Here is a 23,343-nt window from a genome sequence, read left to right as displayed (position 1 = left end):
TAAAAAAATGGATAAGAAAGAAAGAAGAGTTTTAGTTTTATTTGTAGATAATATTACTGGTGTATTAAATAGAATAACTTTATTATTCAGTCAAAAAGGGTTTAATATAGAAACTATTACATGTTCTGCAACTTGTGTTCCTAGTATTTCAAGAATGACTATAGTTACAGAGGGAGATGATTCTCATATAAATCAAGTTATAAAACAAACTTCAAAACTTATAGAAGTTCATTCTGTACATTTGATAGATAGTTCCAACAACATAATAAGAGATTTTCTTTTGGTAAAAATAGAAATTAATGATAGTAATAGACGCAAAGCCTGCGATATAACCAATTCTTATAACGGACTTATACTTTATATTGGAAATAAAAGCATTACAGTAGAAATAACAGCTTCAGCTTCAGTAATAGATGCATATTTAGAAGCATTAAAAGATTTTAATATATTAGAGCTTTCAAGAACAGGGGTAACATCTATACAGCTTGGCGATGATGTTCCAGATATGAATATAATCAATAATTTTGAATTTTAATAAAAAATAATAAATTAAAGGAGAAATTAAAATGATAAAAAAATATTATGATGCTGATTGTAATCTAGGAGTACTAGACGGTAAAACTATAGCTATAATGGGATACGGCAGTCAGGGACATGCACATGCTCAGAACTTAAAAGACAGCGGTATGAATGTTATAGTAGGACTTAGAAAAGACAGTGCTAACTGCAAAAAAGCTGAAGAAGCAGGTTTCAAAGTAATGGAAGTAGAAGAAGCTGCTAAGCTTGCAGATATAGTTATGATGCTTGTACCAGATGAAGTAGCTGCTGATATATATAACAGTCAGGTAGCTCCTCATATGAAAGAAGGAAATGTATTAATGTTTGCACATGGATTTAATATTCATTTCCATTTTGTAATGCCTGCTGATAATATAGATGTTATTATGGTTGCACCAAAAGGACCGGGACATACTGTAAGAAGTCAGTATTTAGAAGGAAGAGGAGTTCCTAGCTTGATAGCGGTTTATCAGGATAAAAGCGGAAGAGCAAAAGATTATGCTTTAGCTTATGCTTCAGGAATAGGTGCGGGCCGTGCTGGTATATTAGAAACTACATTCAGAGAAGAAACAGAAACTGATTTATTCGGAGAACAAGCTGTATTATGCGGCGGTGTTACAGAATTAATGAAAGCTGGTTTTGACACTTTAGTAGAAGCAGGATATGAACCGGAAATGGCTTATTTTGAATGTATACATGAAATGAAATTAATTGTTGATTTAATATATTCAGGCGGTTTTGCTATGATGAGATATTCTATTTCAAATACTGCTGAATATGGTGATTACAGAACAGGCAGAAGAATGATAACTGAAGAAACTAGAAAAGAAATGAAAAAAGTATTAAGAGAAATACAAGACGGTACTTTTGCAAGCGAGTTTATTCAAGAGTTTAGTGCAGGACGCAAAGCTAAATTTAATGCTACTAAAAGATTAGAAAGAGAGCATAAATTAGAAAAAGTCGGTGCAGAATTAAGAAAGTTGATGAGTTGGATTAAAAAATAATATATAGATATTATAATAAATATTTTTTATAATCCAAAGCATCTTTAGTTATAAATGATGTTTTATTATAAGGGTTTTAACAATGAGAAAGATTAAGATTTTTGATACTACTTTAAGAGACGGAGAGCAGTCTCCTGGTTGTACTATGAATTTGGCTGAAAAATTAGAAATGGCAGCCGAATTAGATAAATTAGGCGTTGATGTCATAGAAGCTGGTTTTGCTATATGTTCTGACGATGACTTTAATGCTATAAGAGAAGTAAGTAAAGTTGTAGAAAATGCTAAACTAGCTAGTTTGGCAAGATGCAATAAAAAAGATATAGATAGGGCTTATGAATCACTTGCTGAGGCAAAACATCCGATGCTTCATACATTTATAGCTACTAGCGATATACATTTAAAGCATAAATTAGAGATGACCAGAGAGCAGGTATTGGAAACTATAAAAGAATCTGTTTCTTATGCTAAAACTAAATTTGAGTTTATAGAATTTTCTGCTGAAGATGCTTCAAGAAGTGATAGAGAATTTTTAGCTCAGGCTTATTCTGCTGCTATAGAAAACGGTGCTACTACAATCAATGTTCCTGATACTGTAGGATATACCACTCCTTTAGAAATGGCAGATTTAATAAAGTATTTAAAAGAGAATGTTAAGGGTATAGATAATGTTGATATATCTGTGCATTGTCATGATGATTTAGGACTTGGTACAGCTAATTCTTTATCTGCAGTTTTAGCTGGAGCTACTCAGGTAGAATGCACTATTAATGGTATAGGCGAAAGAGCCGGCAATGCTAGTTTAGAAGAAATTGTAATGGGTATTAAAACTAGAAAAGATTTTTATAATGCTTATACAGATGTTAATACAAAACGCATTTATAAAATTTCAAAATTATTATCTACTATTTCTGGTATGGTAGTTGCTCCTAATAAGGCTATAGTGGGTGCCAATGCTTTTGCTCATGAGGCTGGTATTCATCAGCATGGGGTATTAAAAGAACGTTCTACTTATGAGATTATGAATGTTGAAGATATAGGAATACCTCAGAATAAAATGGTATTAGGAAAACATTCCGGAAAGCATGCTTTCAAAGACAGAATTGAATCTTTAGGTTATGATATTGATGATAAGTCTTTAGAGGAAGCATTTATAAAATTCAAAAATCTAGCTGATAAAAAGAAAATAGTTACTGACTCAGATATAGAAGCATTATTAATAGGTAATAATGATTCAGAAAATCCTATTTATACATTAAACGGATTTGTTGTTAATGACGGTAATTCAATATCTTCTTTGGCTACAGTTTCAATTATGGATAGTAAGAATAATATTGTTGAGGGGATAGGAAAGGGAAACGGACCTATTGATGCGGCTTTCGGGGCTATAGACTCTATTACTTCTAATAAGGCTAAATTGGTTAATTATAGTATTAATGCTATTACAGAGGGTGAAGATGCTTTGGGAGAGGTTATTGTAAGGTTAGCTTCTAATGATAAAACTGTAATAGGAAGAGCGGTAAGTACAGATATTATTGAAGCTAGTTTGAGAGCTTATGTTAATGGATTAAATAAATTATAATAATTTTTATAGGGCTTATACGATTAAGAAATTGTAAAAGCCCTTTTTTAATTTAAGGATACGAATATGACTATTACTCAGAAAATTTTAGCTGCACATGCCGGTGTTGATAAAGTTGAGGCAGGCGAGCTTATTATGGTTAAAACTGATTTGGTTTTAGGTAATGATATAACAAGCCCTGTTGCTATAAATGAATTTGAAAAATACGGTTTTGATAAGGTTTTTGATAAAGAAAAGATCGCTTTGGTTATGGATCACTTTGCTCCGAACAAAGATATTAAAGCTGCAGAGCAATGCAAACAATGCAGAGATTTTGCTAATAAATACGATATTTCAAACTATTATGATGTAGGCGATATGGGAGTTGAGCATGCACTTTTGCCGGAAAAAGGATTAGTTGCTCCCGGTGAAGTTATAATAGGTGCTGATTCTCATACTTGTACTTATGGAGCTTTTGGGGCTTTTTCTACAGGTGTTGGAAGCACTGATATGGCTGCTGCTATGGCTACAGGTCAGGTTTGGTTTAAGGTGCCTTCTGCTATTAAATTTAATCTTAAAGGTAAATTAAAGCCGAATGTATCTGGTAAAGATGTTATACTTCATATTATAGGTATGATAGGTGTTGATGGGGCTTTATATAAATCTATGGAGTTTAGATGTGAGGGTGTTTCTTCTCTTACTATGGACGACAGGGCTTGTATTGCTAATATGGCTATTGAGGCAGGTGCTAAAAACGGAATATTTGAAGTAGATAATCAAACTATAGAATATTTAAAAGATATAGTAAAAAGAGATTATACTATTTTCAAAGCTGATGATGATGCGGTATATGAAAAAGAATATGATATTGATTTATCTTCAATAGAGCCTACAGTAGCATGTCCTCATTTACCAGAAAATACAAAAGATGCTAAAGAATTAAAAGATATAAAAGTTGATCAAGTAGTTATTGGTTCTTGTACTAATGGAAGATTATCTGATATGGCAACTGCTGCCAACATTTTAAAAGGAAAGAAAATAGCTAAAAATGTTAGATGCATAATTATACCAGCTACTCAGAAAGTTTATAAAGAATGCATCAAATTAGGCTATATGGATATATTTATTGATGCGGGCTGTGCGGTATCTACTCCTACATGCGGACCTTGTTTGGGAGGATATATGGGAATACTTGCCCATGATGAGGTTGCTGTTACTACAACTAATAGAAACTTTGTAGGAAGAATGGGAGATAAAACTTCTAAAGTATATTTAGCTAGTCCTGCCACTGCTGCATACAGTGCTTTGACTGGATATATAACAGAGCCTAAATAATGATTATAACAAATGATTATAATAAAATAGGAGAGATTAAATAAATGAAAGCTAGAGGTTTCGTTCATAAATATGGGAATAATGTTGATACTGATGTTATTATTCCAGCAAGATATTTAAATACTGCAAATCATAAAGAGTTAGCAGCTCATTGTATGGAAGATATTGATAAAGATTTTGTAAGCAAGGTAAAGAAAGGCGATATAATGGTAGGAGGAGAGAATTTCGGATGCGGTTCTTCAAGAGAGCATGCTCCTATTGCCATTAAAGAATCTGGTATATCCTGCGTTATAGCTTCTTCTTTTGCCAGAATATTTTACAGAAACTCTATTAATATAGGTCTTGCAATACTTGAATGCGAAGAGGCAAGCAAAAAAATAGACAATGGCGATGAAGTTGAAGTTGATTTTGACAGCGGCGTTATAACAAATATTACTAAAAATGAAAGCTATAAAGCAGAGCCTTTCCCAGAGTTTATTAAAAATATAATTAATTCTAATGGGCTTTTGAACTCTATAAAGAATAAGGGGTAATTATTTATGGAAAAAAATATTGTTGTTATTAAAGGAGACGGAGTAGGTCCTGAAATAGTTGACAAGGCTATTGATGTATTAAATAAAATAGCTGAAAAATATTCTCATAAGTTTAATTTAGAATATGTTGATATGGGGGGCTGTTCTATTGATAAATACGGAGTTCCTCTTACTGATGAAAATTTGGAAAAATGTATTAAGTCTGATTCTGTGCTTTTAGGTTCTGTAGGAGGTCCTAAATGGGATAAAGCAGCTCCGGAAAACAGACCAGAAAGAGGCTTATTAAAACTACGTAAAGAAATGAAGCTTTATGCCAATATAAGACCTATAAAAATATTAAAATCTTTAGAATATGCTTCTCCTCTTAAAGAAAGTATATGTAAAGATGTGGTTGATTTTGTTATTGTAAGAGAGCTTACTGGAGGTGTGTATTTTGGCGAGCATAAATTTGAAGTAGTTAATGGTGTAAGACAGGCGACTGATCTTATGGTTTATAAGGAAGATGAGATATTAAGAATAGGAAAAGTAGCTTTTGATTTGGCTAGAAATCTTAAAAAACCTTTAACTTCTGTAGATAAAGCTAATGTTCTTCATACTTCCAAATTATGGCGTGAAATTATGAATACTCTCTCTAAAGAATACAGTGATGTTCCGTATAATGATATGTATGTTGATAATGCGGCTATGCAGATAACTGCTAATCCTTCTCAGTTTGGCGTTATAGTTACAGAAAATATGTTTGGGGATATACTTTCTGATGAGGCTAGTGTCATAAGCGGTTCTATAGGTATGGCACCTTCTGCCAGTCTTTCTGATGGAGCTATTGGTATGTATGAGCCTATACATGGTTCTGCTCCTGATATTGCAGGTAAGGATTTGGCTAATCCTATAGGTACTATACTTTCTCTTGCTATGATGTTTAAGTATTCTTTTAAAATGGAAAAGGAAGCTGAAGATATAGAAAAGGCTGTTTACAGAGCTATAGATGATGGTTATAGAACATTAGATATAATGCCTAAACATAACATGATGACTTATTTATATAAACAGGTAAAATGTTCTGAAATGGGTGATATAATAGTATCTAATATATAATTTTGTAATTGTTATTAACAAGGGGTAAATACCTCTTGTTAATCACTTCATAATATTGTTCAATTTATACTTGACAATTCATTTATAATGTACATAATAGATATTATATATTAAATAAATAGAGGGTTTTTAGAAGTGGAATATAATGATAAAGAGATCATTTTGGAATTGCAGGAAGATAATAAACTGCTTTCTTCTAAAATAGATATCTACAAAGAAGAGATAAATGAATTGAAACAGAAATTAGAGTATGCAAAGAAATTTTTTACTTTATACGAAAATATAATGGAACAGTCCAGAAATGAAACTAAAGAATTAAATAATAAAGTAAAAGAATTAGAAGCTGAAATTAAAAGATTAAAAAATGCTTAATGTTATTTATCCTGAACAAAATGATAATAATAAAATATATATAGCTGTACTTCCTAAAGGCGACTATATTGAAGCTAAAGATGTAACTATCGAATATAGAAGAAAAAGAGAAGATGACTTTTTTCAATATCTTAATCTTGATATAAATAAATCCATTTTCATGCATCAGATTCATCAGGTAAATATAGTAAAAATAGATGAAAATAATATTAATATGTATGGCGGAAGAGAAAAAGTTGTGGAAGATACTGATGCTTTGATAACAAATCTTAAAAATGTCCCTCTAGTTATACAAACTGCAGATTGTGCTCCTGTTATTATATATTGTAATGCAACCAAATCAATGGCGGCAATTCATTCCAGCTGGAAAGGAACAAGAGATAAAATAGTGCCTAAAACAATTGAGTTAATGATAAAAGAGTATAATGCCGAACCCTCAAAAATGTATGTTTATATTGCTCCTTATATAGCTTTAAAGAATTATGAAGTCGGAGAAGAAGTTGCGGTTCTTTTTAAAAATAAGACTATAATTAATAATAGATGGCATTTTGATAATGGACTTGAGATAAGGGAGCAGATGATTAATTTAGGTGTTTTAAAAGATAATATAGAAATTTCTTCACTTAATACTTATGATAAAGGATTTTACTCATATAGAAGGGATGGTGTTCAGATTGGAAGAATGCTTACTCTTGGTGTTATACTTTGACATTACGCACGGTTAAACAATTTAACAAAAAAATAAAAACTATTTTTCTTTGAATTCTATTATTTATGATAATATTAATCGTGCGGTAAGTTTATCATTTAATATAATAAAAACTTGGGTGGGAGTGCTTTTTCTTTTTAAACTAATAAAGATAAATATAATTATAAAATATAGAATAAAATTATAAATCTAATGGGCGGGGTATGTAAATTGGTTTAAAATTTATCTTTACGCTGCATTTTTAATATTTAATACTTTATAAATAATCATGTAATTGTTATGTAAAGTAATTACTTTGACAATTATATTTTTAGTATTATAATAATTCAAAAAATTATAATAAAAGGTTATTGTATATGTATGAAATGAAAACTGTTGTAGGTACAAGTCAAATTGATAAAGACGGACTTCTCAAAGCTTCATCTATATTTGATATGATGCAGGATTGTTCTTTTTTTCAATTAGATTCTGATATAGAACTTACTAAATATTTCAATGAAAATAATATAAGTATGTTTTTGGTTTCAAGGCAAGTTGATATATATAAACTTCCTAAATACAGCGATAAAGTAACTGTACGAACTTATGTATATGAATGTAATGAGGCTTATGGGTATAGGAACACTTTTATATATGATGAGAATGATAATGAACTTGCTGTTTGCTATGCTATTGGAGGATTTGTAGATTTATCAAGCGGGGCTTTAATTAGAGTACCTTCATCATTTATAGAAAATTATAAATTTGATAAAAAACAAGAAATGAATTATCTTCCTAGAAAGATAAAAGTTGATAATTCTTTATTAAAAGAAATTGACAGATTTAAAGTTAAAAAATATTGTATAGATGATAATAATCATGTCAATAATGCAAGATATATAGATATGGCAATAGATTATGTTGATGATTATTATAAAAGAATAAGAATAGAATACAGAGTACCGGCTGCATTGGGGCATATTATAGTTGTAAAGAAAGCTGTAATTGATGATAAAGTTTTATTAAAGTTTGATAGTGAAGATAATAAAACTTATGCTATATTAGAGTTTTCTTATAGCTTGTAATTAATGCTTATATATATTTTAATAAAGAAAAAACATATAAAAAGGAAATAAAAACTATGAAAATTGCTATAGGATGTGATCATTCAGCTATTGAACTTAAAAAAGAGATTATTAAATATTTAGAGGAATTAGGACATGATGTAAAGGACTTCGGAACTTATACTTCGGAAAGTGTAGATTATCCTATATATGGAAAAAAAGTTGCTGAAGAAGTTGCAAGTGGAAGATATGAGGGAGGAGTTTTGATATGTGGCACAGGTATAGGTATATCATTAGCAGCAAATAAAGTTAAAGGTATAAGGGCAGCTGTTTGCAGTGAACCTTATTCTGCAAAATTATCTAAACAGCATAACAATTCTAATATAATAGCATTTGGTGCTAGAGTTGTAGGAGTTGATTTAGCTAAGATGATAGTTAAAGAATGGCTTGATGCTGAGTTTGAGGGAGGAAGACATGCTAGGAGAGTTGAGTTACTTACAAAAATAGAGAACGGAGAGGAAATTTAATTTTTTATTAAGTAACATAATATTAAGGGCTTTAAGTTAACTAAAAAACTAAAGCCCTTTATTATTTTTATTTATTATATTCTTCTATTAAATTATTAAAGAAACCTCTTTCTAAATCAATAGCTTTTATTCTGCTAGTATGATTAAATTTACTAGCATCTCTCTTATAATTATAATAATGCTCTTCTTCTTTTTTGTTATTGTCTGATCTATTATACTTTTCCATAGAAAATTTATCTAAATAAAAATCATTATTTTCTATTATAAATGTATAATAATATACTCCATCATCTATTGATTCTATTGTAATATAATTTCCTGATGAGGCAATATCATAAATTTGTGAGTAGTCATCATTTTGTATTGGATAAAAGCCTGTTACAAACTCTGCTTTATTTTCATCGTTTTTATCTCTTTTCCATATAGTTACATAATTAAAATATTTATCGTTTACTTCAAAATCATATACATATTTTTCCATTAATATAAGATTTTCTACATATTCTTCATTTAATATATGGCTTTGTATTAAAATATATTTTTCATTATTGTTTGTAAATTCAGTTTGTGAGGCAGGAGAATAAATATAGCTAGTATCTGCAAATTTAAAAGTTTGAGATATTTTATTTAATATTCTTATCATTAAATCTTCATTATTATTTCCAGTGATAACAGTATTAATTAAATTTGTAGGATTTAAAACAGGAAAATTTTCCATCAATACAAAAGATATATGAGGACCATCAGTATGAATACTTTCTAATTCTTCTGTATCTTGAAAGCAGTGAATAGTAATATCCGCATTTTTCTCTTTTAAATAATCCATAATATCATACTTTTCATAATAGGCACTATACATTAAAGGAGTTCCCACATAACCATCGCGCATTCTGTTTATTGAGTTAATATCAGAACCAAGTTTTAAAAATAATATTACTAAATCCAAATTATCAGCTAAAATGGACTGAAATAATAAATCGCTTTGTAATTGATAATCTATATCAGAAAAATAATAACCTGAAGATTCTAACTTTTTAATCAATTTTGATATTAAATTATAATTATTATTTTTTAAGTCAATTTTATTATATACTGTTTTATAATCAAAATTAACTCCTGATTCTAATAAATAATCTATTACCTCATCAGTATAATTATAATCTAATATTCTAGTATCATCTAAACTAATGCCATGTTCAACAAGCCATTTCACTAAATCATTATAAGCATAATTTTTATAGTCAAGTTTCTGCATTAGCATTAATATACTGTTTCCATCTTCATCTTCGCTATTTATCCCTTCCAAAAGTAAATCTTTAATATTCTGCATTCTTTGTTTTTCTTCTTCTCTTCTTTCTTTTTTGGAATTATCAGATATTCCATAATTTGCCAATTCTGTGTCAATGGTTTTGTATAATATCTCATCAATTTCTTCTTCTGTATATGGTTTAATAGGATATATATTTTTAAATTCTATTTTTTTCTTTCTTGTTTCAGTTGTTTGCTGATTTATAATTTGATTTGTATTTTGATTAGTATTATTATTTATTGTTATGTTTGTATTGTTATTAACTGTTGTATTTGTTTGTGTGTTATTAGATTTGTTACTACAGCTTATTAAAATGCTTAAAGCTGTCATTAAAATAATTTTTTTCATAAAAATTCCTTAATTTATTTTTTATATTAAAAGTATTTTAGGTATTATACTAATATTTTTTTAATTGTCAATTTTTATAAATCAGATTATAAAACTATGATAAAAATATTTACAAAATTTATTTATTAATTATTTTCTCTAAATCTTCTTTTATACTCAAAGCCATTTCATCATCAAAACTTGAAAATGAATTCTTTGTGTATAATATTTTTTTGTTGATGTCAATAACTATTATCCAAGGAAGCCATTTAACATTATACTCATCAGAAATATTTTTGTATTTATCCACATCTACTTCAGTGAAAATCAAATTATCATCTATAAACTTTTTAAGCTCATCATGAACAAATACTTTTTCTTTAAGCTCATAACAATTAGCACACCAAACAGCAGAGAAATCTATTAGTATTGGTTTGTTATTTTTTTTTGAAAGCTCTAATGCTTCACTGTATGATATAGTATTTGAAACTTCGCTTTTTTGTTTTATAAATCCGTAAGTGCATCCTAATGCTATTGATATAATGACTACAGAAAAAAATATTTTTAATTCTAAAGCACTTAACATAGCAGATTTATTTTTTATTATATAAACTAATACTGCAAATACTAATATTGTAACAGATGATAATATATAACTTATTTTATTAAAGCCCAAAACACCAAAAAGTATATTAGCATAATAGAAACTTATTATCATCATTAGGAAAGTGAAAATATATTTTACATATACCATCCAAGTTCCAGCTTTAGGCATTTTGGTGAGTATTGAAGCGAATGTACCAAGAACAAATAATACAGAAGCGAAACCCAAAGCATAAACTGCCATATAAAGAGTAGCAAATACAGGATTAAGAAAACCAATTTCTAAAATAACAGCTATTATAGGAGCAGCACAAGGTGTAGCAACTATTCCAGCAAGAAGCCCCATTATATATTTATGAAATAATGACTGATTTTTTTTGCTGTATGCATTTGTTTTTGCTGACTGTAAAAAGCTAGGAGCTTTAATCTCGTAAAAACCAGCCATTGAAAAAGTAAAATACAAAAATAGTAATACTAAAATAGTCAGTACAATAGGATTATATCCAATGCTTCCAAATAGAATAGTTTTATGAAAAGCAAATCCAGCAACAGAAACCACAGCACCCAAAAGAGTATATGTTGTTATTACTCCTAATGCAAATAAGAGCGAAGCTAATACACTTGATTTTTTATTGTTTTTATCATCAGTTGTTGTTCCTAAAATAGACACTGTTATTGAGAGTAATGGATAAGTACAAGGCAAAAGTACAGATGCAAGCCCTGCTGCAAATATTAAAATTAATGTTATAAATATATTATTGCTTCCTTTTATGTAATTTTCTATAGAGCTTGCATTTTCTGGCTTTTCATCTGCTATATTATTGTTTTGTATATCAATTTCTTCTCCATATATAATTTTACTTTGAGGCTGCAAACATACATTGTCTTTTGCTGAGCATAATTGATAAGTAGATTTTATAAAGTTAATTTTATTTATATCAATACCTTCTAAAATAAACTCTTGTTCACCTTTTATTATAATGTCATCATGATATTTTTCACCTTTTGGGTATATTGTATTAATTTGTTTATTGTCTGCAAAAAATAATATTTTATTTGCTATGCTCGATTCTAAATATGCATAATAATTGTTTGGTATATTTGCCTTTACTTTTAATTTATTATTATTATTTGTAATTATTGTAAAAGATATTTCTGCATTTTTATTCAAGCTGTCAAATGCATTCAAATTCATGAGATTATTATTTTGAGCTAAAGAAGTATATGCAGTAATAAAAATTAGAATTATAATATATTTTAAGAATTTTAACTGATTTATATTCATTATTGTTTTCCCATTTTTTATCATATATTTTGTTTGTATATTATAACATTTATATTATTATTTTGTTAAAAAAATTGTAATTTTTTAATAACTGTCTTTATATATAGAGATTATAAAAAATTAATAAATATTATTGTCCCATTTTTTATTTTCATTATTATATATTTGATACAATTATAATATTACATAATAAGAGTTCTGTAGGATAGAACAATAATTTATACAATATATCAAATATTATAATTTTAAAATTAGAAAATTACATCATATCTAGTTATTATTTACTTTATGCTTAATATAATGTCTGAAATACAAAGTAAGAGTTATTGCTATAATCATTATTATTGCTGCATACATAGACAAATCTTTATACTGCACTCCAAATGAAATCAATATTCCTCCATATTTAGCCCCTATAGCATTTCCCAAATTAAAAGAACTTTGATTAAATGTAGAAGCCAAATTCGGTGCCCCTTTAGCCTGCTCTACAACTAAAGACTGCAGCATAGGGCATATTGCAAATCCTCCTATACTCCAAGCTATCAAATCTATTATCATAGGTATAAGTTTTGTATTTACATATAACATTATAATTTGAATAATTATCATTAAAATCATTATTGATATTAAAGATTTCATTAGACTCTTATCTCCAAGTTTTCCTCCTAAAAATGTTCCTATAGTAAGACCAGCACCTATATAAAATAGTATCTTTATAACAGTTTCTTTATTAACCATAGTAACTTTTTGAAGTATAGGATCTATATAAGTAAATATTGTAAATAAACTAGCTGATGTTAATACTGATAGTAATAGAGGTATAAAAACTCTTCTATGTCTTAATATCTTAAATTCACTGATAACATCTCCGCTAGGCATAGGTAATTTTGAAGGAATTGATATAATTAATGCTAATATTGCAAGTACACCTATTGCACTAACAAGATAAAAAGTAGCCCTCCAGCCAAACTGCTCTCCTATATGAGTACCTATAGGAACCCCCAAAATATTTGCTAAACTTACTCCCATAAATACTATTGCGATAGCCTGAGATCTTTTATTTTCTCCAGCCATATCAGAAGCAACAACAGAGGCTATTCCAAAGAAAGTACCATGACACAATGCAGCAAGTACTCTGGCCGCCATTAAAAAATTATAACTTGGTGATAAAGCACATAAAATATTTCCAACTATAAACATAATCATCAAAAAAATTAAAGTAATTTTTCTTGACATCTTCATTGTTAGTATAGCAAGCAGAGGAGCACCAACAACAACTCCCATAGCATACATTGAAACTAAAGTTCCTGCTTTGGGTATGCTTATATTTAAATCTCTGGCAACTTCAGAGAGAAGCCCCATTATAACATATTCACTTGTACCAATACCAAATGCAGAAAAAGTTAACATAAATATAGCAAAAGGCATTTTTAATAATCTCCTATTTACTTATTAATTAGCTGTAAATTTTATGTTTATTTTTTTATCTGTCAATTGCTGTTTTGTAATTTTAAATATTTTTTAAAAAATTTATTAATAGCCTTTTTTAAAATTAATTTTATTTATGATTGTTGAGAATAAATCTGCTGCTCTGTATATTTTGTATGGAGAACCACCGAGTATATCTCAGAGTGGAATGTAAAAGAAGTGGGATTTGGCACGGCTCTGTGCTTCGCAGCAAAGTTCGAACTATAATTAAAAAATATTGTTATTTTTGATTTATTTTAAATCCCCGCCCTTTAGGCTTTTTAAATTTATATGTTATTTTTGTATTATATTTCTTTTTTGTTTACAATTGAAATTACAGCACCCACCCTAAATTTTATTAAAATTTAGGGTGTATTAACCGCACGCAGAACAGTATTATAAATATAAATGAACTAGTAATAAGAATTTAAATTATGTAATAAATTTTGCTTACCGTGCGTTGAATTATTTTTTAGTATGTATATAGCATCGAAAATATATTAATTTATTATGCATTGATTTTTGATTTACTTTTTCTAAAGTTAATTCTTGATTATAAGAATAATAAAACTTTTTTGTGTTATTTATTTGCATTAATTTATGAAGAATGCATTTTTTAAACTAAAAAATTTGTTGTATCTATAGTACTTAAACACAAAATTTGCTTTATTTAAAGTTTGACAAAAGTTAATTTTTATTAGATAATATAATGTCAATAAAAATTTGTCAAAAAATTAATTAAAGGTATTGTTTATGTTTTCTTATGTTGTTAGAAGATTATTAGTATCACTTTTAACCCTTTTTGTTATAGTAACTATAACATTCTTTTTGATGCACACAGTACCGGGGGGACCTTTTGTAGGAGAAAAGCCTCTTAGTAAGGTTGCTCTTGAAAACTTAAATAGAAAATACGGACTAGATAAACCATTAATAGTACAGTATGGTAATTATCTAAATAATGCTTTAAAAGGTGATTTAGGTACTTCTCTTACTAAAATAGGGCAGTCAGTTTCCGGAACTATTATAAGAGCATTCCCTGTATCATTTAGACTTGGAATATTCAGCATGTTTATTTCTACTACTATAGGGGTTTTGTTTGGCATAGTTGCGGCATTGAGGCATGGTAAATTTGTAGATAGGGCAGTAATGGTTGCTGCTACTTTAGGCATAGCAGTACCTAGCTTTGTAGTAGCTACAGTTTCTATTATTATATTTTCTGTAAAATTAAGAGTGCTTCCAGCTTATGGTTTTGATTCTTTTTCTCAGTATATAATGCCGGGATTTGCTTTATCTTTTAGTTCTCTTAGTTTTATGGCTAGGCTTATGAGAAGCTCTATGCTTGATGTCATACATCAGGATTATATAAAAACAGCAAGGGCTAAGGGTATATCAAGAAGCATAATAATATTTAAGCATGCCTTAAGAAATGCTATTATACCAATAGTTACTTATATAGGACCTCTTGCAGCAGGAATACTTACAGGTTCATTTGTAGTAGAGAAGATATTTAATATACCGGGACTTGGAAGATATTTTGTTGAAAGCATAACTCAAAGAGATTATCCTACAATATTGGGGGTAACAATATTTTACGGAGCTTTTTTAATAGCTATGAATTTCTTGGTTGACTTATCTTATGGTATTATAGACCCTAGAATAAAAATACAGGAATAATTTTTATAAAAGGCGGATATTAAATGGAAAATAGTTTAGATAATTTAGATAAATCATTATTTGTAAAAGCAACGGAGGAAGAAAAATCCTCAGCTGAAGTAAAAAGAGAGAGCGTAACATATTGGCAGGATGCATATAGAAGATTTAAGAAAAATAGAGTTGCTTTGGTTTCTATTATAGTTATTGCCATTATAGCAGTTCTTTCTATTATTATACCTATAGTTTCAGAATACGGATATGCCCAGATAAACAGAGGAGTAGAAAATAGCCTTCCTACTTTTGAACACCCATTCGGTACTGATACTTTAGGAAGAGATTTGCTTGTAAGATGTATGATAGGAGCTAGAATTTCACTTTTAATAGGTATTGTATCGGCTACTTTAGTTGTAATAATAGGTATAGTTTACGGTTCAATTTCAGGTTATTTCGGCGGGCTTACTGACAATATTATGATGCGTATAGTTGATATAATAAGTGCCGTTCCTACGCTTTTGGTAGTTGTATTATTATCAGTTGTACTTAAAGCCCCTATGGATAAATTATTTTTACAAAATGAATCATTAAGGGGAATAGGGCTTTTAGGACCCGGACTTTTTAGTATATTTATAGTTATATCTCTGCTTTATTGGACTAATATGGCAAGAATGACAAGGGGACAGATTTTGGCATTAAAAGGTCAGGAGTTTGTAACTGCTGCCAGAGCCTTGGGTACTCCTCATAGCAGAATAATTTTTAAGCATTTAATACCTAATGCTATGGGGGCTATAATAGTTTCTGCTATGGTTCAAATACCTAATGCTATATTCGTTGAGGCTTTTTTAAGTTTCTTAGGTTTAGGAGTTAGTGCTCCTATGGTTTCGCTTGGTTCTCTTACTTCTAATGCTGTAAGCGGTGTTTATTCTTATCCTTATCAGCTTCTTTTTCCTGCTGCTTTGATAAGTATTATAATACTTTGCTTTAATTTGGTAGGAGACGGATTGAGAGATGCATTAGACCCTAGAATGAAAAACAGATAAGGAAGTTTATAAAGGCGGTATACAAAATGGAGAATAATCATTTACTAGAAATTAAAAATTTAAGCGTATCTTTCTTTACACCGCTTGGTGAGGTTAAGGCTGTTAATAATATTTCTTATAATTTGGATAAATCTAAAGTTTTGGGAATAGTAGGAGAGTCCGGAAGCGGTAAAAGTGTATCAGCTTATTCTATTATGGGACTTATTGATGAACCGGGTAAAATTATGAATGGGGAGATACTTTTTGAAGGTACTGATTTAATAAAACTTTCAGAACATGAAAAGAAAAAAATCAGAGGCGACTCAATCTCTATGATTTTCCAAGACCCAATGACTTGTCTTAATCCTGTATATACTATAGGCAATCAATTAATGGAAGCATTGACTACACATCAGAAAATAAGCAAGACTGATGCAATAGAAAAAATAGTTGAACTTCTTACATTAGTTGGTATTAATGAGCCTAGAAGAAGAATAAAACAATATCCTCATGAGCTTTCAGGAGGTATGCGTCAGCGTATAATGATAGCGATGGCACTTGCAGGAAGTCCTAAAATACTTATAGCCGATGAGCCTACTACTGCACTTGATGTTACAATACAGGCTCAGATACTAGAGCTTATAAAAGATATACAGAAAAAAATACAAATGGCTGTTATACTTATTACGCATGACTTTGGTATTGTAGCTGATATGGCAGATGATATTATAGTAATGTACGGCGGCGGCATAGTAGAGAGAGGAACTGTTTTTGATATATTTGAGCGTCCTAAACACCCTTATACATTGGGACTTTTGAAATCGCTTCCTCGTATTGACATAAAGCAGGATAGGCTTATTCCTATAGAAGGAACTCCTATTGACCTTTTAAATATGAAAGCAGGCTGTCCTTTTAGTACCAGATGCGAAGAATGCATGAAAGTATGTATTGATAATAAGCCTCCTATAACAGAGTTTGAGAAAGGACATTTTTCAGCCTGTTGGCTTCATCAAATGCCTAAATAATTTTTAATTATAGTAAATAAGTAATATAAGAGAGTTTTTATGAAACCTTTAATAGAAATACAAGATTTGAAACAACATTTTAAGATAAAAGGCGGATTCTTTGGAAGAAGTATACAAACGGTAAAGGCCGTTGACGGAGTATCTTTTACCATAAATAAAGGAGAAACTTTCGGGCTTGTTGGAGAGTCTGGAAGCGGAAAAACTACTTTGGGAAGAACTTTACTTCATCTATATAAACCTACAAGCGGAAAAATATTTTTTAATGGTGAAGAAGTTAATAATGAAAACTACCGCAATTATGCTAAAAAGATGCAGATAATCTTCCAAGATCCTTATGCTTCCCTTAATCCTCGTATGACTGTTGAAGATATAATAGGGGAGGCTCTCGATGTACATAAACTTTATTCTACTAAAGATGAAAGAAGAGAAAAAGTTATTAATCTTCTTAAACTTGTAGGGCTTAATGCCGAGCAGGCACAGAGATATCCTCATGAGTTTTCAGGCGGACAGAGACAGCGTATAGGAATAGCCAGAGCTTTAGCAGTTAATCCGGAGTTTATAGTTTGCGATGAGCCTGTATCAGCTTTAGATGTATCAATTCAGGCACAGATTATAAATATGCTTTATGACATGCAGCAGGATATGGGGCTTACTTATCTTTTTATAGCTCATGATTTGGCGGTTGTTCGTCAGATATCAAAAAGAATAGGTGTTATGTATTTGGGCAATATTGTAGAGCTTACAGACAGCGAATCATTATATACAAAATCACTTCACCCTTACACACAGTCATTGATTTCGGCAATACCAATATCTGAACCTTCAGTTGCAAAGACGAAAAAACGTATAATACTTTCTGGTGAAATACCTTCTCCAATCAATCCTCCTTCAGGATGCAAATTTAGAACAAGATGTCCTAAAGCTGATGCTGTTTGTGCTGAAAAAGTGCCTGAGTTTAGGGAAATAGAAAGCGGTCATTACTGTGCTTGTCATTTAGTATAACTAGGATTATAGATGAAGTTTAGTAAAGTTATCATAATTCCCTTATTGCTTATTTTATTTGCAATTATAACTAATATACTGATTTCTTTTTATATGATTCCAAATAGATATATAGGGATAGATCAAACTCAGCATTTTTATGATATGAAAAAATGGTATGATTCTGGTAAATTACCAACTACTGGAGCAAGATTTATAGCAAGTGAAGTTGTTGATGAAGAGTTTACAACCCCAAGGGTTCCTGGCGGAGCTTATTATATTTTTTATACTTTATTTTATAAATTATCAGGAGAAAATTTTTTAGGAACTAAAATAATTAATTATATATTTAATTTAATTATTATTTTTATCTTTTTATTTTGGTTCTATAAAAAATTTGGTCTTTTTATACTTGGTTTTATTACACCGTTAATTTTATGTAATGGTTATTTTGTTATTGCCGTTACGGATTTTTGGAATCCTAATCTTGCTTTAATATTTAGTTTTTTATTATTTATATTTTTATTTGAATATATTGATAATACAGAAGAAGAATGTAAAAGAAAAAATATAGTAAAACTTTCTGCTGTCCTAATTTTTCCAGTACTTGCTGTCATGGCACAAGGGCATTTTTTTACATTTTATTCAATGATACCTTCTGTTATAGTTTATTTAATAGTAAAATATAAACGAACATTAAAATATATAATTTATTGGATTTTAGGAGTATTTATTTCTTTTTTAGAATATTTGCCGTATTTGATTTCTGAGTTTAATAATGATTTTTTAAATTTAAAAATGGCTTTAAATTTAAGTTCTAAATTTGGCCGTTTTTCATTTCCACAAATATATGCTTTATTGCTGTTTCCTACTAATGAGATATCTAATTTTTTTGGAACTACGATACATGCTATAATATTTTTTTGGGAAAACAATAATTTTAGAGTTTTAGGTATATTATTTTTGTTTATTACAATTTTATTTTCAATATTCTGTTTTATAAGGGCTATTTATTTATTATTTATTAAAAGAAATATGAATACTCATAAAAATGAATTTGTAATTATAGAAATGTTTAAATTGTATTTGATTTTTATTTTTGTTACTATTTTTTTCAGCTTAATATTAAAATCTAAAACCGCATTATTTCATTATCAGTATAGTATATATTCCATATCTTTTATACCAATAATTTTATTGTTTACACAGTGGAAATCAAAATTAGAAAATAATAATAAGCTGCTGTATGCATTTTTTTTGCTTATTTTTTTGAATATAATTGCTGTATCTACGGAACTTTATTCATATATAAAAATTTTTCATGTTCCAAGAAACATAAAAAATATAGAGTTAGTTATAGATGATATTTATAAGTATTCAAATGGAAATGAAATAAATTTGATAGAATCTGCTGTGGATAATAATATATATAGAGATATGGCTGTAACATTCTTTCCAGAAAAAATATTGAAACAAAATGATAATTCTACTAATATTTATTTTTTATTAGATAAATTATCAATGGTTTCTAAACCTAAAGCATATATTTCTAATTATATAAATTATATAAATAATAATTCAATTCTATTAAATAATTATATGCATAAAAATGTATTGTATTTATATAAATATAATGGAACAGAACCTTTAAGGAAGCCTTAATAGTATTGGATTTATAATTTGGAGTTTTTATGAAATCTGTTTTTAATATCAAAAATTTACCTTTTTTCGTATTATTAATAATAGCAATAATATTTTCTTTTTATATTCAATTTTATACTTTTCCTAAGAGACTAATTCATAATGATCAGGTAATAGCATATTATGATATGTTAAAACATTATGAGAGCGGAAATATTCCTGTTACAGGTCCTAGATTCATAGGTACTACAGCAATAGCAGGTTATGATAATACGGCAAGACTACCCGGCGGTGCATTTTATACTATAATGGTATTTTTTTATAAATTAGGAAATTTAAATTTAGATACGGCAAGAGCCATAAATATGGCTTTTTCTATATTTATACTACTCATATTTATATTTTGGGTTTATAAAAGATTTGGATTTTTGGTTTCAGTTGCTGCTTATATTTTTATATTTCTTAATGGGTATACTTTAAAAGCCACTACTGATTTTTGGAATCCTAGCTTAGTGTTGATTTTAAGTTTTATTGTATACATTCTATTTTATGAATACATAGGAAATAAAAATGAGAATATTAAAAAAATTTCTGCAGTGTTATTATTTCCTTTTCTTGCTGTAATGGGACAATCTCATTTTGCAACATTTTTTTCTTTTACTTCAACTTTGATAGTTTATTTAGCAGTTAGATTTAAATATACGAAAAAATATATATTATTTTGGGGTATTGGAGTATTTATATCTTTTTTATTATACCTTCCATATTTAATATCAGAAATACAAAATGGTTTTCATAATACTATGATGATTTTAAATACTAGAGAAGGTTTAAGAAACTTTCCTTTTCCTCAAATATGGGCTGTTTTATTATATCCAACTAATGAGATGTCAACATATTTTGGTACTAGATTAAATTCTATAATTCATTTTTGGTTTAGCAAGCCTCCTTATATATATGGATTTATATTTTTAGTTTTATCTATATTATTTTCAGCTTTTTGTTTTATTAGAGAGATAGTATTTTTAATTAAGAAAAATTATAGTGATGATACAGAAAAAAGATTAGGTGAAGTGTTTTTTATTTTATTATTATCTATACCTGTAACTATAATTTCATTTATTGTATTTAAATCTAAATCTGGAACTTTTTGGTATCTTTATTCTTTATTTTCTTTTTCATTTACTCCAATATTTCTATTCTTTTATAGAATAAGAGATAAGATTTATAATATTAAATATTTATCAGTAATATCTTTGTTATTATTATTAAATATTTTTGCTATGTCTGGTGAATTAATAAGATATGTTAATTTATATGAACATAGCAGAGATTATAATGTATTGAAAGATGTGGCAGAATTTATTGAACAAGATTCTCAGGGTAAAAAAGTAAAAGTTACATATTTATATAATCCAAAAGATACATATAATGATATATTTAGAATTTATTTTCCTCAATGTAACATACAAATTTCTGAAAATCCTGATATTAACTATATTATAAAAGATAAGACTTGGGAATATAATTGGGATAAAGAGAGAAATGAAAGAGACATGCAGTATATTTATGATAATAATGGAAAGGAAATAACTAATATAGGGGCTGTTGTATTATATAGATGTGATAAACAGTAATAATATGGAGAATAGAGTATGAAAAAAATTATTGTTATTTCAATTTTTCTTTCTATTATATCTTCAATATTCATACATTTTTATGCTTTTAATAGAACCGCTATTTATATAGATCCTATATACCATCTATATGATATGAAGCAGTATTATGAAAATAAAACTATTCCTGTTGTGGGAAATAGACTTATGAATCCGGAGTATGTTACTGATAATACTAGTTATGCGAGAATACCCGGAGGTTTTTATTATATACTTTATTTACTATGTTATACTTTGGGAGGGGCATCTATTACCGGTGCTAGAATTATTTATATAATACTTTGCTCTTTAATACTTATTCTATTTTTGTTTTGGATATATAAAAGATTTTCTCTGTATTTATGTGCTGTTTTGTCAGCATTAATTCTTACTAACGGCTATGTTGTGTTTTCATCGAATGATTTTTGGAATCCTAATATACCATTAATGCTTTCTTTTATACTGTTTATAATGTTTTCTGAATATGTATCAAATGATGATGATAAATTAGCTTTTACATCTGCAATGCTTATTTTTCCAATAGAGGCATTAATGGCTCAGGGGCATATTGCCGTATTTTTCTCTGTTGTTCCTACTACTATTATTTATCTTATAATTAGATATAAAAGAACTTTAAAATATATTAAAGCTCATTTACTTGGAGTATTTATAGCTTTTTTAACTTATTTACCATATTTGGTTTCAGAGATAAAGAATGGTTTTTTTAATACTAATTTAATGCTTAATATGCAAAGCACTTCTAATTTTAAAGGGCTTCCACAAGTTTATTCCATACTTATTTTTCCTACTAATGAAATGTCTGTTTTATATGGTACTAATTCTACACCTACAAATTATTTTTGGTTTAATGAAAATACATTCTTTATAGGTATGATATTTTTAGCAGTTACTGCTGTTGTTTCTTTATCAGCATTTATATACTCTATAATATTTTTGTTAAAGTCAAGGAAAATTGAATTGAAAACTTCTGTTAATATTATAGAAAAAGAGGCATTTATATTTTATTTATTATTTATACCAGCTACTTGTTTTACATTTTTTATATTTAAATCAGTTCCCGGTACATTCAGATATTTATATGGAATATTTGCTTTTTCTTTTATAACTATAATTATATTATTTAATGAATTTTTAAAAAATAAAAATAAGCTGCTTATGATTTCTATAATACTTCTTACATTAAATAGTATAAATATGGGATTTTTACATCTTACAAGATATTATAATTTATTTGAATCTCCATATACAGAGAAGAATTTTAGAAATATATTAACCGCTATATCTAAAGATGCACAAGGAAAGCCTTTTAAAATAATACCTTATGATGAGCATTATTTTGATAATATGCAGCTAGCTTATTTTCCGAATTTAGATTGGAATAGAGATGATAATTCAAAATTAGTATATTTTATTTATTATGAAATTGAAAATATTAGATTAAAGACAACAGGTAAATCAAAACCTTATGATGATATATTAAATAATTTACCTAGTGATGCAGAAATGATTGCTGGTGATGATAAATTAAAAGTGTACAGATATATAGAAAGATAATTATAATATTTTAACTTTGCATAGAAAAAATTATTGACAATACTTAATAATAAAATATAATTTCATAAATAA

General features: G+C 28.1%; 20 protein-coding genes. 17 read left to right on the top strand and 3 right to left on the bottom strand.

Features of this window, described 5'->3' with window-relative positions; all coding sequences use genetic code 11:
- The first annotated feature begins 7 nt into the window (after positions 1 to 7).
- From ilvN to rpiB, 10 genes are all read left to right on the top strand, one after another.
- Positions 8 to 535: an acetolactate synthase small subunit gene (ilvN, locus tag BHAMNSH16_RS03295; RefSeq protein ID WP_008727497.1), complete on the top strand. Its 528-nt coding sequence runs from the start codon at positions 8 to 10 to the stop codon at positions 533 to 535.
- Between the two features lie 31 nt (positions 536 to 566).
- A complete protein-coding gene (gene ilvC, locus BHAMNSH16_RS03290) occupies positions 567 to 1,562 on the top strand; it encodes a ketol-acid reductoisomerase (protein ID WP_008727498.1) in 996 nt (331 codons plus the stop codon).
- A gap of 82 nt (positions 1,563 to 1,644) precedes the next feature.
- Positions 1,645 to 3,141, top strand: a complete 1,497-nt coding sequence (locus BHAMNSH16_RS03285) for a 2-isopropylmalate synthase (RefSeq protein ID WP_008727501.1) — start codon at positions 1,645 to 1,647, stop codon at positions 3,139 to 3,141.
- 66 nt (positions 3,142 to 3,207) lie between these two features.
- On the top strand, positions 3,208 to 4,455 hold the full coding sequence (leuC, locus tag BHAMNSH16_RS03280; protein WP_008727502.1) for a 3-isopropylmalate dehydratase large subunit: 1,248 nt from the start codon (positions 3,208 to 3,210) through the stop codon (positions 4,453 to 4,455).
- Positions 4,456 to 4,499: 44 nt separating this feature from the next.
- Complete coding sequence (gene leuD / locus BHAMNSH16_RS03275; RefSeq protein ID WP_008727503.1) at positions 4,500 to 4,988, top strand: 3-isopropylmalate dehydratase small subunit; 489 nt, start codon at positions 4,500 to 4,502, stop codon at positions 4,986 to 4,988.
- A 6-nt stretch (positions 4,989 to 4,994) separates the two neighbouring features.
- Positions 4,995 to 6,083, top strand: a complete 1,089-nt coding sequence (gene leuB, locus BHAMNSH16_RS03270; protein WP_008727504.1) for a 3-isopropylmalate dehydrogenase — start codon at positions 4,995 to 4,997, stop codon at positions 6,081 to 6,083.
- Between the two features lie 135 nt (positions 6,084 to 6,218).
- Entirely contained in the window at positions 6,219 to 6,455 is a 237-nt protein-coding gene (locus BHAMNSH16_RS03265; protein ID WP_008727505.1) for a hypothetical protein, read from the top strand.
- Complete coding sequence (locus tag BHAMNSH16_RS03260) at positions 6,448 to 7,164, top strand: purine nucleoside phosphorylase YfiH/LACC1 family protein (RefSeq protein ID WP_008727506.1); 717 nt, start codon at positions 6,448 to 6,450, stop codon at positions 7,162 to 7,164. The genes BHAMNSH16_RS03265 and BHAMNSH16_RS03260 overlap by 8 nt, the downstream gene beginning before the upstream one ends.
- A 356-nt stretch (positions 7,165 to 7,520) precedes the next feature.
- Positions 7,521 to 8,228, top strand: a complete 708-nt coding sequence (locus tag BHAMNSH16_RS03255; RefSeq protein ID WP_069731769.1) for an acyl-[acyl-carrier-protein] thioesterase — start codon at positions 7,521 to 7,523, stop codon at positions 8,226 to 8,228.
- A 56-nt stretch (positions 8,229 to 8,284) separates the two neighbouring features.
- A complete protein-coding gene (gene rpiB / locus BHAMNSH16_RS03250) occupies positions 8,285 to 8,734 on the top strand; it encodes a ribose 5-phosphate isomerase B (RefSeq protein ID WP_008727507.1) in 450 nt (149 codons plus the stop codon).
- 67 nt (positions 8,735 to 8,801) lie between these two features.
- On the opposite strand, the gene BHAMNSH16_RS03245 is transcribed toward rpiB, so the two are convergent.
- From BHAMNSH16_RS03245 to BHAMNSH16_RS03235, 3 genes are all read right to left on the bottom strand, one after another.
- Positions 8,802 to 10,391 (bottom strand): ankyrin repeat domain-containing protein, encoded by a 1,590-nt coding sequence (locus BHAMNSH16_RS03245; RefSeq protein ID WP_069731770.1) that lies wholly within the window; start codon positions 10,389 to 10,391, stop codon positions 8,802 to 8,804.
- Between the two features lie 118 nt (positions 10,392 to 10,509).
- The gene (locus BHAMNSH16_RS03240; protein WP_069731771.1) at positions 10,510 to 12,258 is read right to left on the bottom strand and encodes a protein-disulfide reductase DsbD family protein; all 1,749 of its coding nucleotides are present in this window, start codon (positions 12,256 to 12,258) and stop codon (positions 10,510 to 10,512) included.
- Positions 12,259 to 12,528: 270 nt separating this feature from the next.
- The gene (locus BHAMNSH16_RS03235) at positions 12,529 to 13,686 is read right to left on the bottom strand and encodes an MFS transporter (RefSeq protein WP_008728043.1); all 1,158 of its coding nucleotides are present in this window, start codon (positions 13,684 to 13,686) and stop codon (positions 12,529 to 12,531) included.
- 792 nt (positions 13,687 to 14,478) lie between these two features.
- Between BHAMNSH16_RS03235 and BHAMNSH16_RS03230 the strand changes: the two genes are divergently transcribed.
- The 7 genes from BHAMNSH16_RS03230 to BHAMNSH16_RS03200 all read left to right on the top strand — a co-directional run bounded on the left by BHAMNSH16_RS03230 (position 14,479) and on the right by BHAMNSH16_RS03200 (position 23,271).
- Positions 14,479 to 15,399 (top strand): ABC transporter permease, encoded by a 921-nt coding sequence (locus BHAMNSH16_RS03230; protein WP_008728044.1) that lies wholly within the window; start codon positions 14,479 to 14,481, stop codon positions 15,397 to 15,399.
- Positions 15,400 to 15,422: 23 nt separating this feature from the next.
- Positions 15,423 to 16,415 carry an ABC transporter permease gene (locus tag BHAMNSH16_RS03225; protein WP_008728045.1) on the top strand — a complete coding sequence of 331 codons (993 nt, stop codon included), beginning with the start codon at positions 15,423 to 15,425 and terminating at the stop codon, positions 16,413 to 16,415.
- Positions 16,416 to 16,441: 26 nt separating this feature from the next.
- Positions 16,442 to 17,419, top strand: a complete 978-nt coding sequence (locus BHAMNSH16_RS03220) for an ABC transporter ATP-binding protein (RefSeq protein WP_008728046.1) — start codon at positions 16,442 to 16,444, stop codon at positions 17,417 to 17,419.
- A 39-nt stretch (positions 17,420 to 17,458) separates the two neighbouring features.
- Positions 17,459 to 18,421, top strand: coding sequence for an ABC transporter ATP-binding protein (locus BHAMNSH16_RS03215; RefSeq protein ID WP_008728047.1), 963 nt, complete (start codon positions 17,459 to 17,461; stop codon positions 18,419 to 18,421).
- Between the two features lie 93 nt (positions 18,422 to 18,514).
- Entirely contained in the window at positions 18,515 to 20,062 is a 1,548-nt protein-coding gene (locus tag BHAMNSH16_RS03210) for a hypothetical protein (protein WP_241033644.1), read from the top strand.
- Between the two features lie 29 nt (positions 20,063 to 20,091).
- Entirely contained in the window at positions 20,092 to 21,678 is a 1,587-nt protein-coding gene (locus BHAMNSH16_RS03205) for a hypothetical protein (RefSeq protein WP_069731773.1), read from the top strand.
- Between the two features lie 18 nt (positions 21,679 to 21,696).
- Positions 21,697 to 23,271: a hypothetical protein gene (locus BHAMNSH16_RS03200; protein ID WP_069731774.1), complete on the top strand. Its 1,575-nt coding sequence runs from the start codon at positions 21,697 to 21,699 to the stop codon at positions 23,269 to 23,271.
- Positions 23,272 to 23,343 lie beyond the last annotated feature (72 nt).

Origin of the sequence: Brachyspira hampsonii, from assembly GCF_002214805.1 — a bacterium.
Classification (GTDB): Bacteria; Spirochaetota; Brachyspiria; order Brachyspirales; family Brachyspiraceae; genus Brachyspira; species Brachyspira hampsonii.
This window is presented reverse-complemented; position numbering and strand designations above follow the sequence as displayed.

Coding starts and splice junctions, on each gene's coding strand:
- ilvN (WP_008727497.1), top strand. CDS start 8: ATGGATAAGAAAGAAAGAAGAGTTTTAGTTTTATTTGTAGATAATATT.
- BHAMNSH16_RS03220 (WP_008728046.1), top strand. CDS start 16,442: ATGGAGAATAATCATTTACTAGAAATTAAAAATTTAAGCGTATCTTTC.
- BHAMNSH16_RS03215 (WP_008728047.1), top strand. CDS start 17,459: ATGAAACCTTTAATAGAAATACAAGATTTGAAACAACATTTTAAGATA.
- BHAMNSH16_RS03260 (WP_008727506.1), top strand. CDS start 6,448: ATGCTTAATGTTATTTATCCTGAACAAAATGATAATAATAAAATATAT.
- BHAMNSH16_RS03230 (WP_008728044.1), top strand. CDS start 14,479: ATGTTTTCTTATGTTGTTAGAAGATTATTAGTATCACTTTTAACCCTT.
- rpiB (WP_008727507.1), top strand. CDS start 8,285: ATGAAAATTGCTATAGGATGTGATCATTCAGCTATTGAACTTAAAAAA.
- BHAMNSH16_RS03240 (WP_069731771.1), bottom strand. CDS start 12,258: ATGAATATAAATCAGTTAAAATTCTTAAAATATATTATAATTCTAATT.
- BHAMNSH16_RS03210 (WP_241033644.1), top strand. CDS start 18,515: ATGATTCCAAATAGATATATAGGGATAGATCAAACTCAGCATTTTTAT.
- BHAMNSH16_RS03205 (WP_069731773.1), top strand. CDS start 20,092: ATGAAATCTGTTTTTAATATCAAAAATTTACCTTTTTTCGTATTATTA.
- BHAMNSH16_RS03235 (WP_008728043.1), bottom strand. CDS start 13,686: ATGCCTTTTGCTATATTTATGTTAACTTTTTCTGCATTTGGTATTGGT.
- BHAMNSH16_RS03255 (WP_069731769.1), top strand. CDS start 7,521: ATGTATGAAATGAAAACTGTTGTAGGTACAAGTCAAATTGATAAAGAC.
- leuD (WP_008727503.1), top strand. CDS start 4,500: ATGAAAGCTAGAGGTTTCGTTCATAAATATGGGAATAATGTTGATACT.
- BHAMNSH16_RS03225 (WP_008728045.1), top strand. CDS start 15,423: ATGGAAAATAGTTTAGATAATTTAGATAAATCATTATTTGTAAAAGCA.
- BHAMNSH16_RS03245 (WP_069731770.1), bottom strand. CDS start 10,391: ATGAAAAAAATTATTTTAATGACAGCTTTAAGCATTTTAATAAGCTGT.
- leuC (WP_008727502.1), top strand. CDS start 3,208: ATGACTATTACTCAGAAAATTTTAGCTGCACATGCCGGTGTTGATAAA.
- ilvC (WP_008727498.1), top strand. CDS start 567: ATGATAAAAAAATATTATGATGCTGATTGTAATCTAGGAGTACTAGAC.
- leuB (WP_008727504.1), top strand. CDS start 4,995: ATGGAAAAAAATATTGTTGTTATTAAAGGAGACGGAGTAGGTCCTGAA.
- BHAMNSH16_RS03200 (WP_069731774.1), top strand. CDS start 21,697: ATGAAAAAAATTATTGTTATTTCAATTTTTCTTTCTATTATATCTTCA.
- BHAMNSH16_RS03285 (WP_008727501.1), top strand. CDS start 1,645: ATGAGAAAGATTAAGATTTTTGATACTACTTTAAGAGACGGAGAGCAG.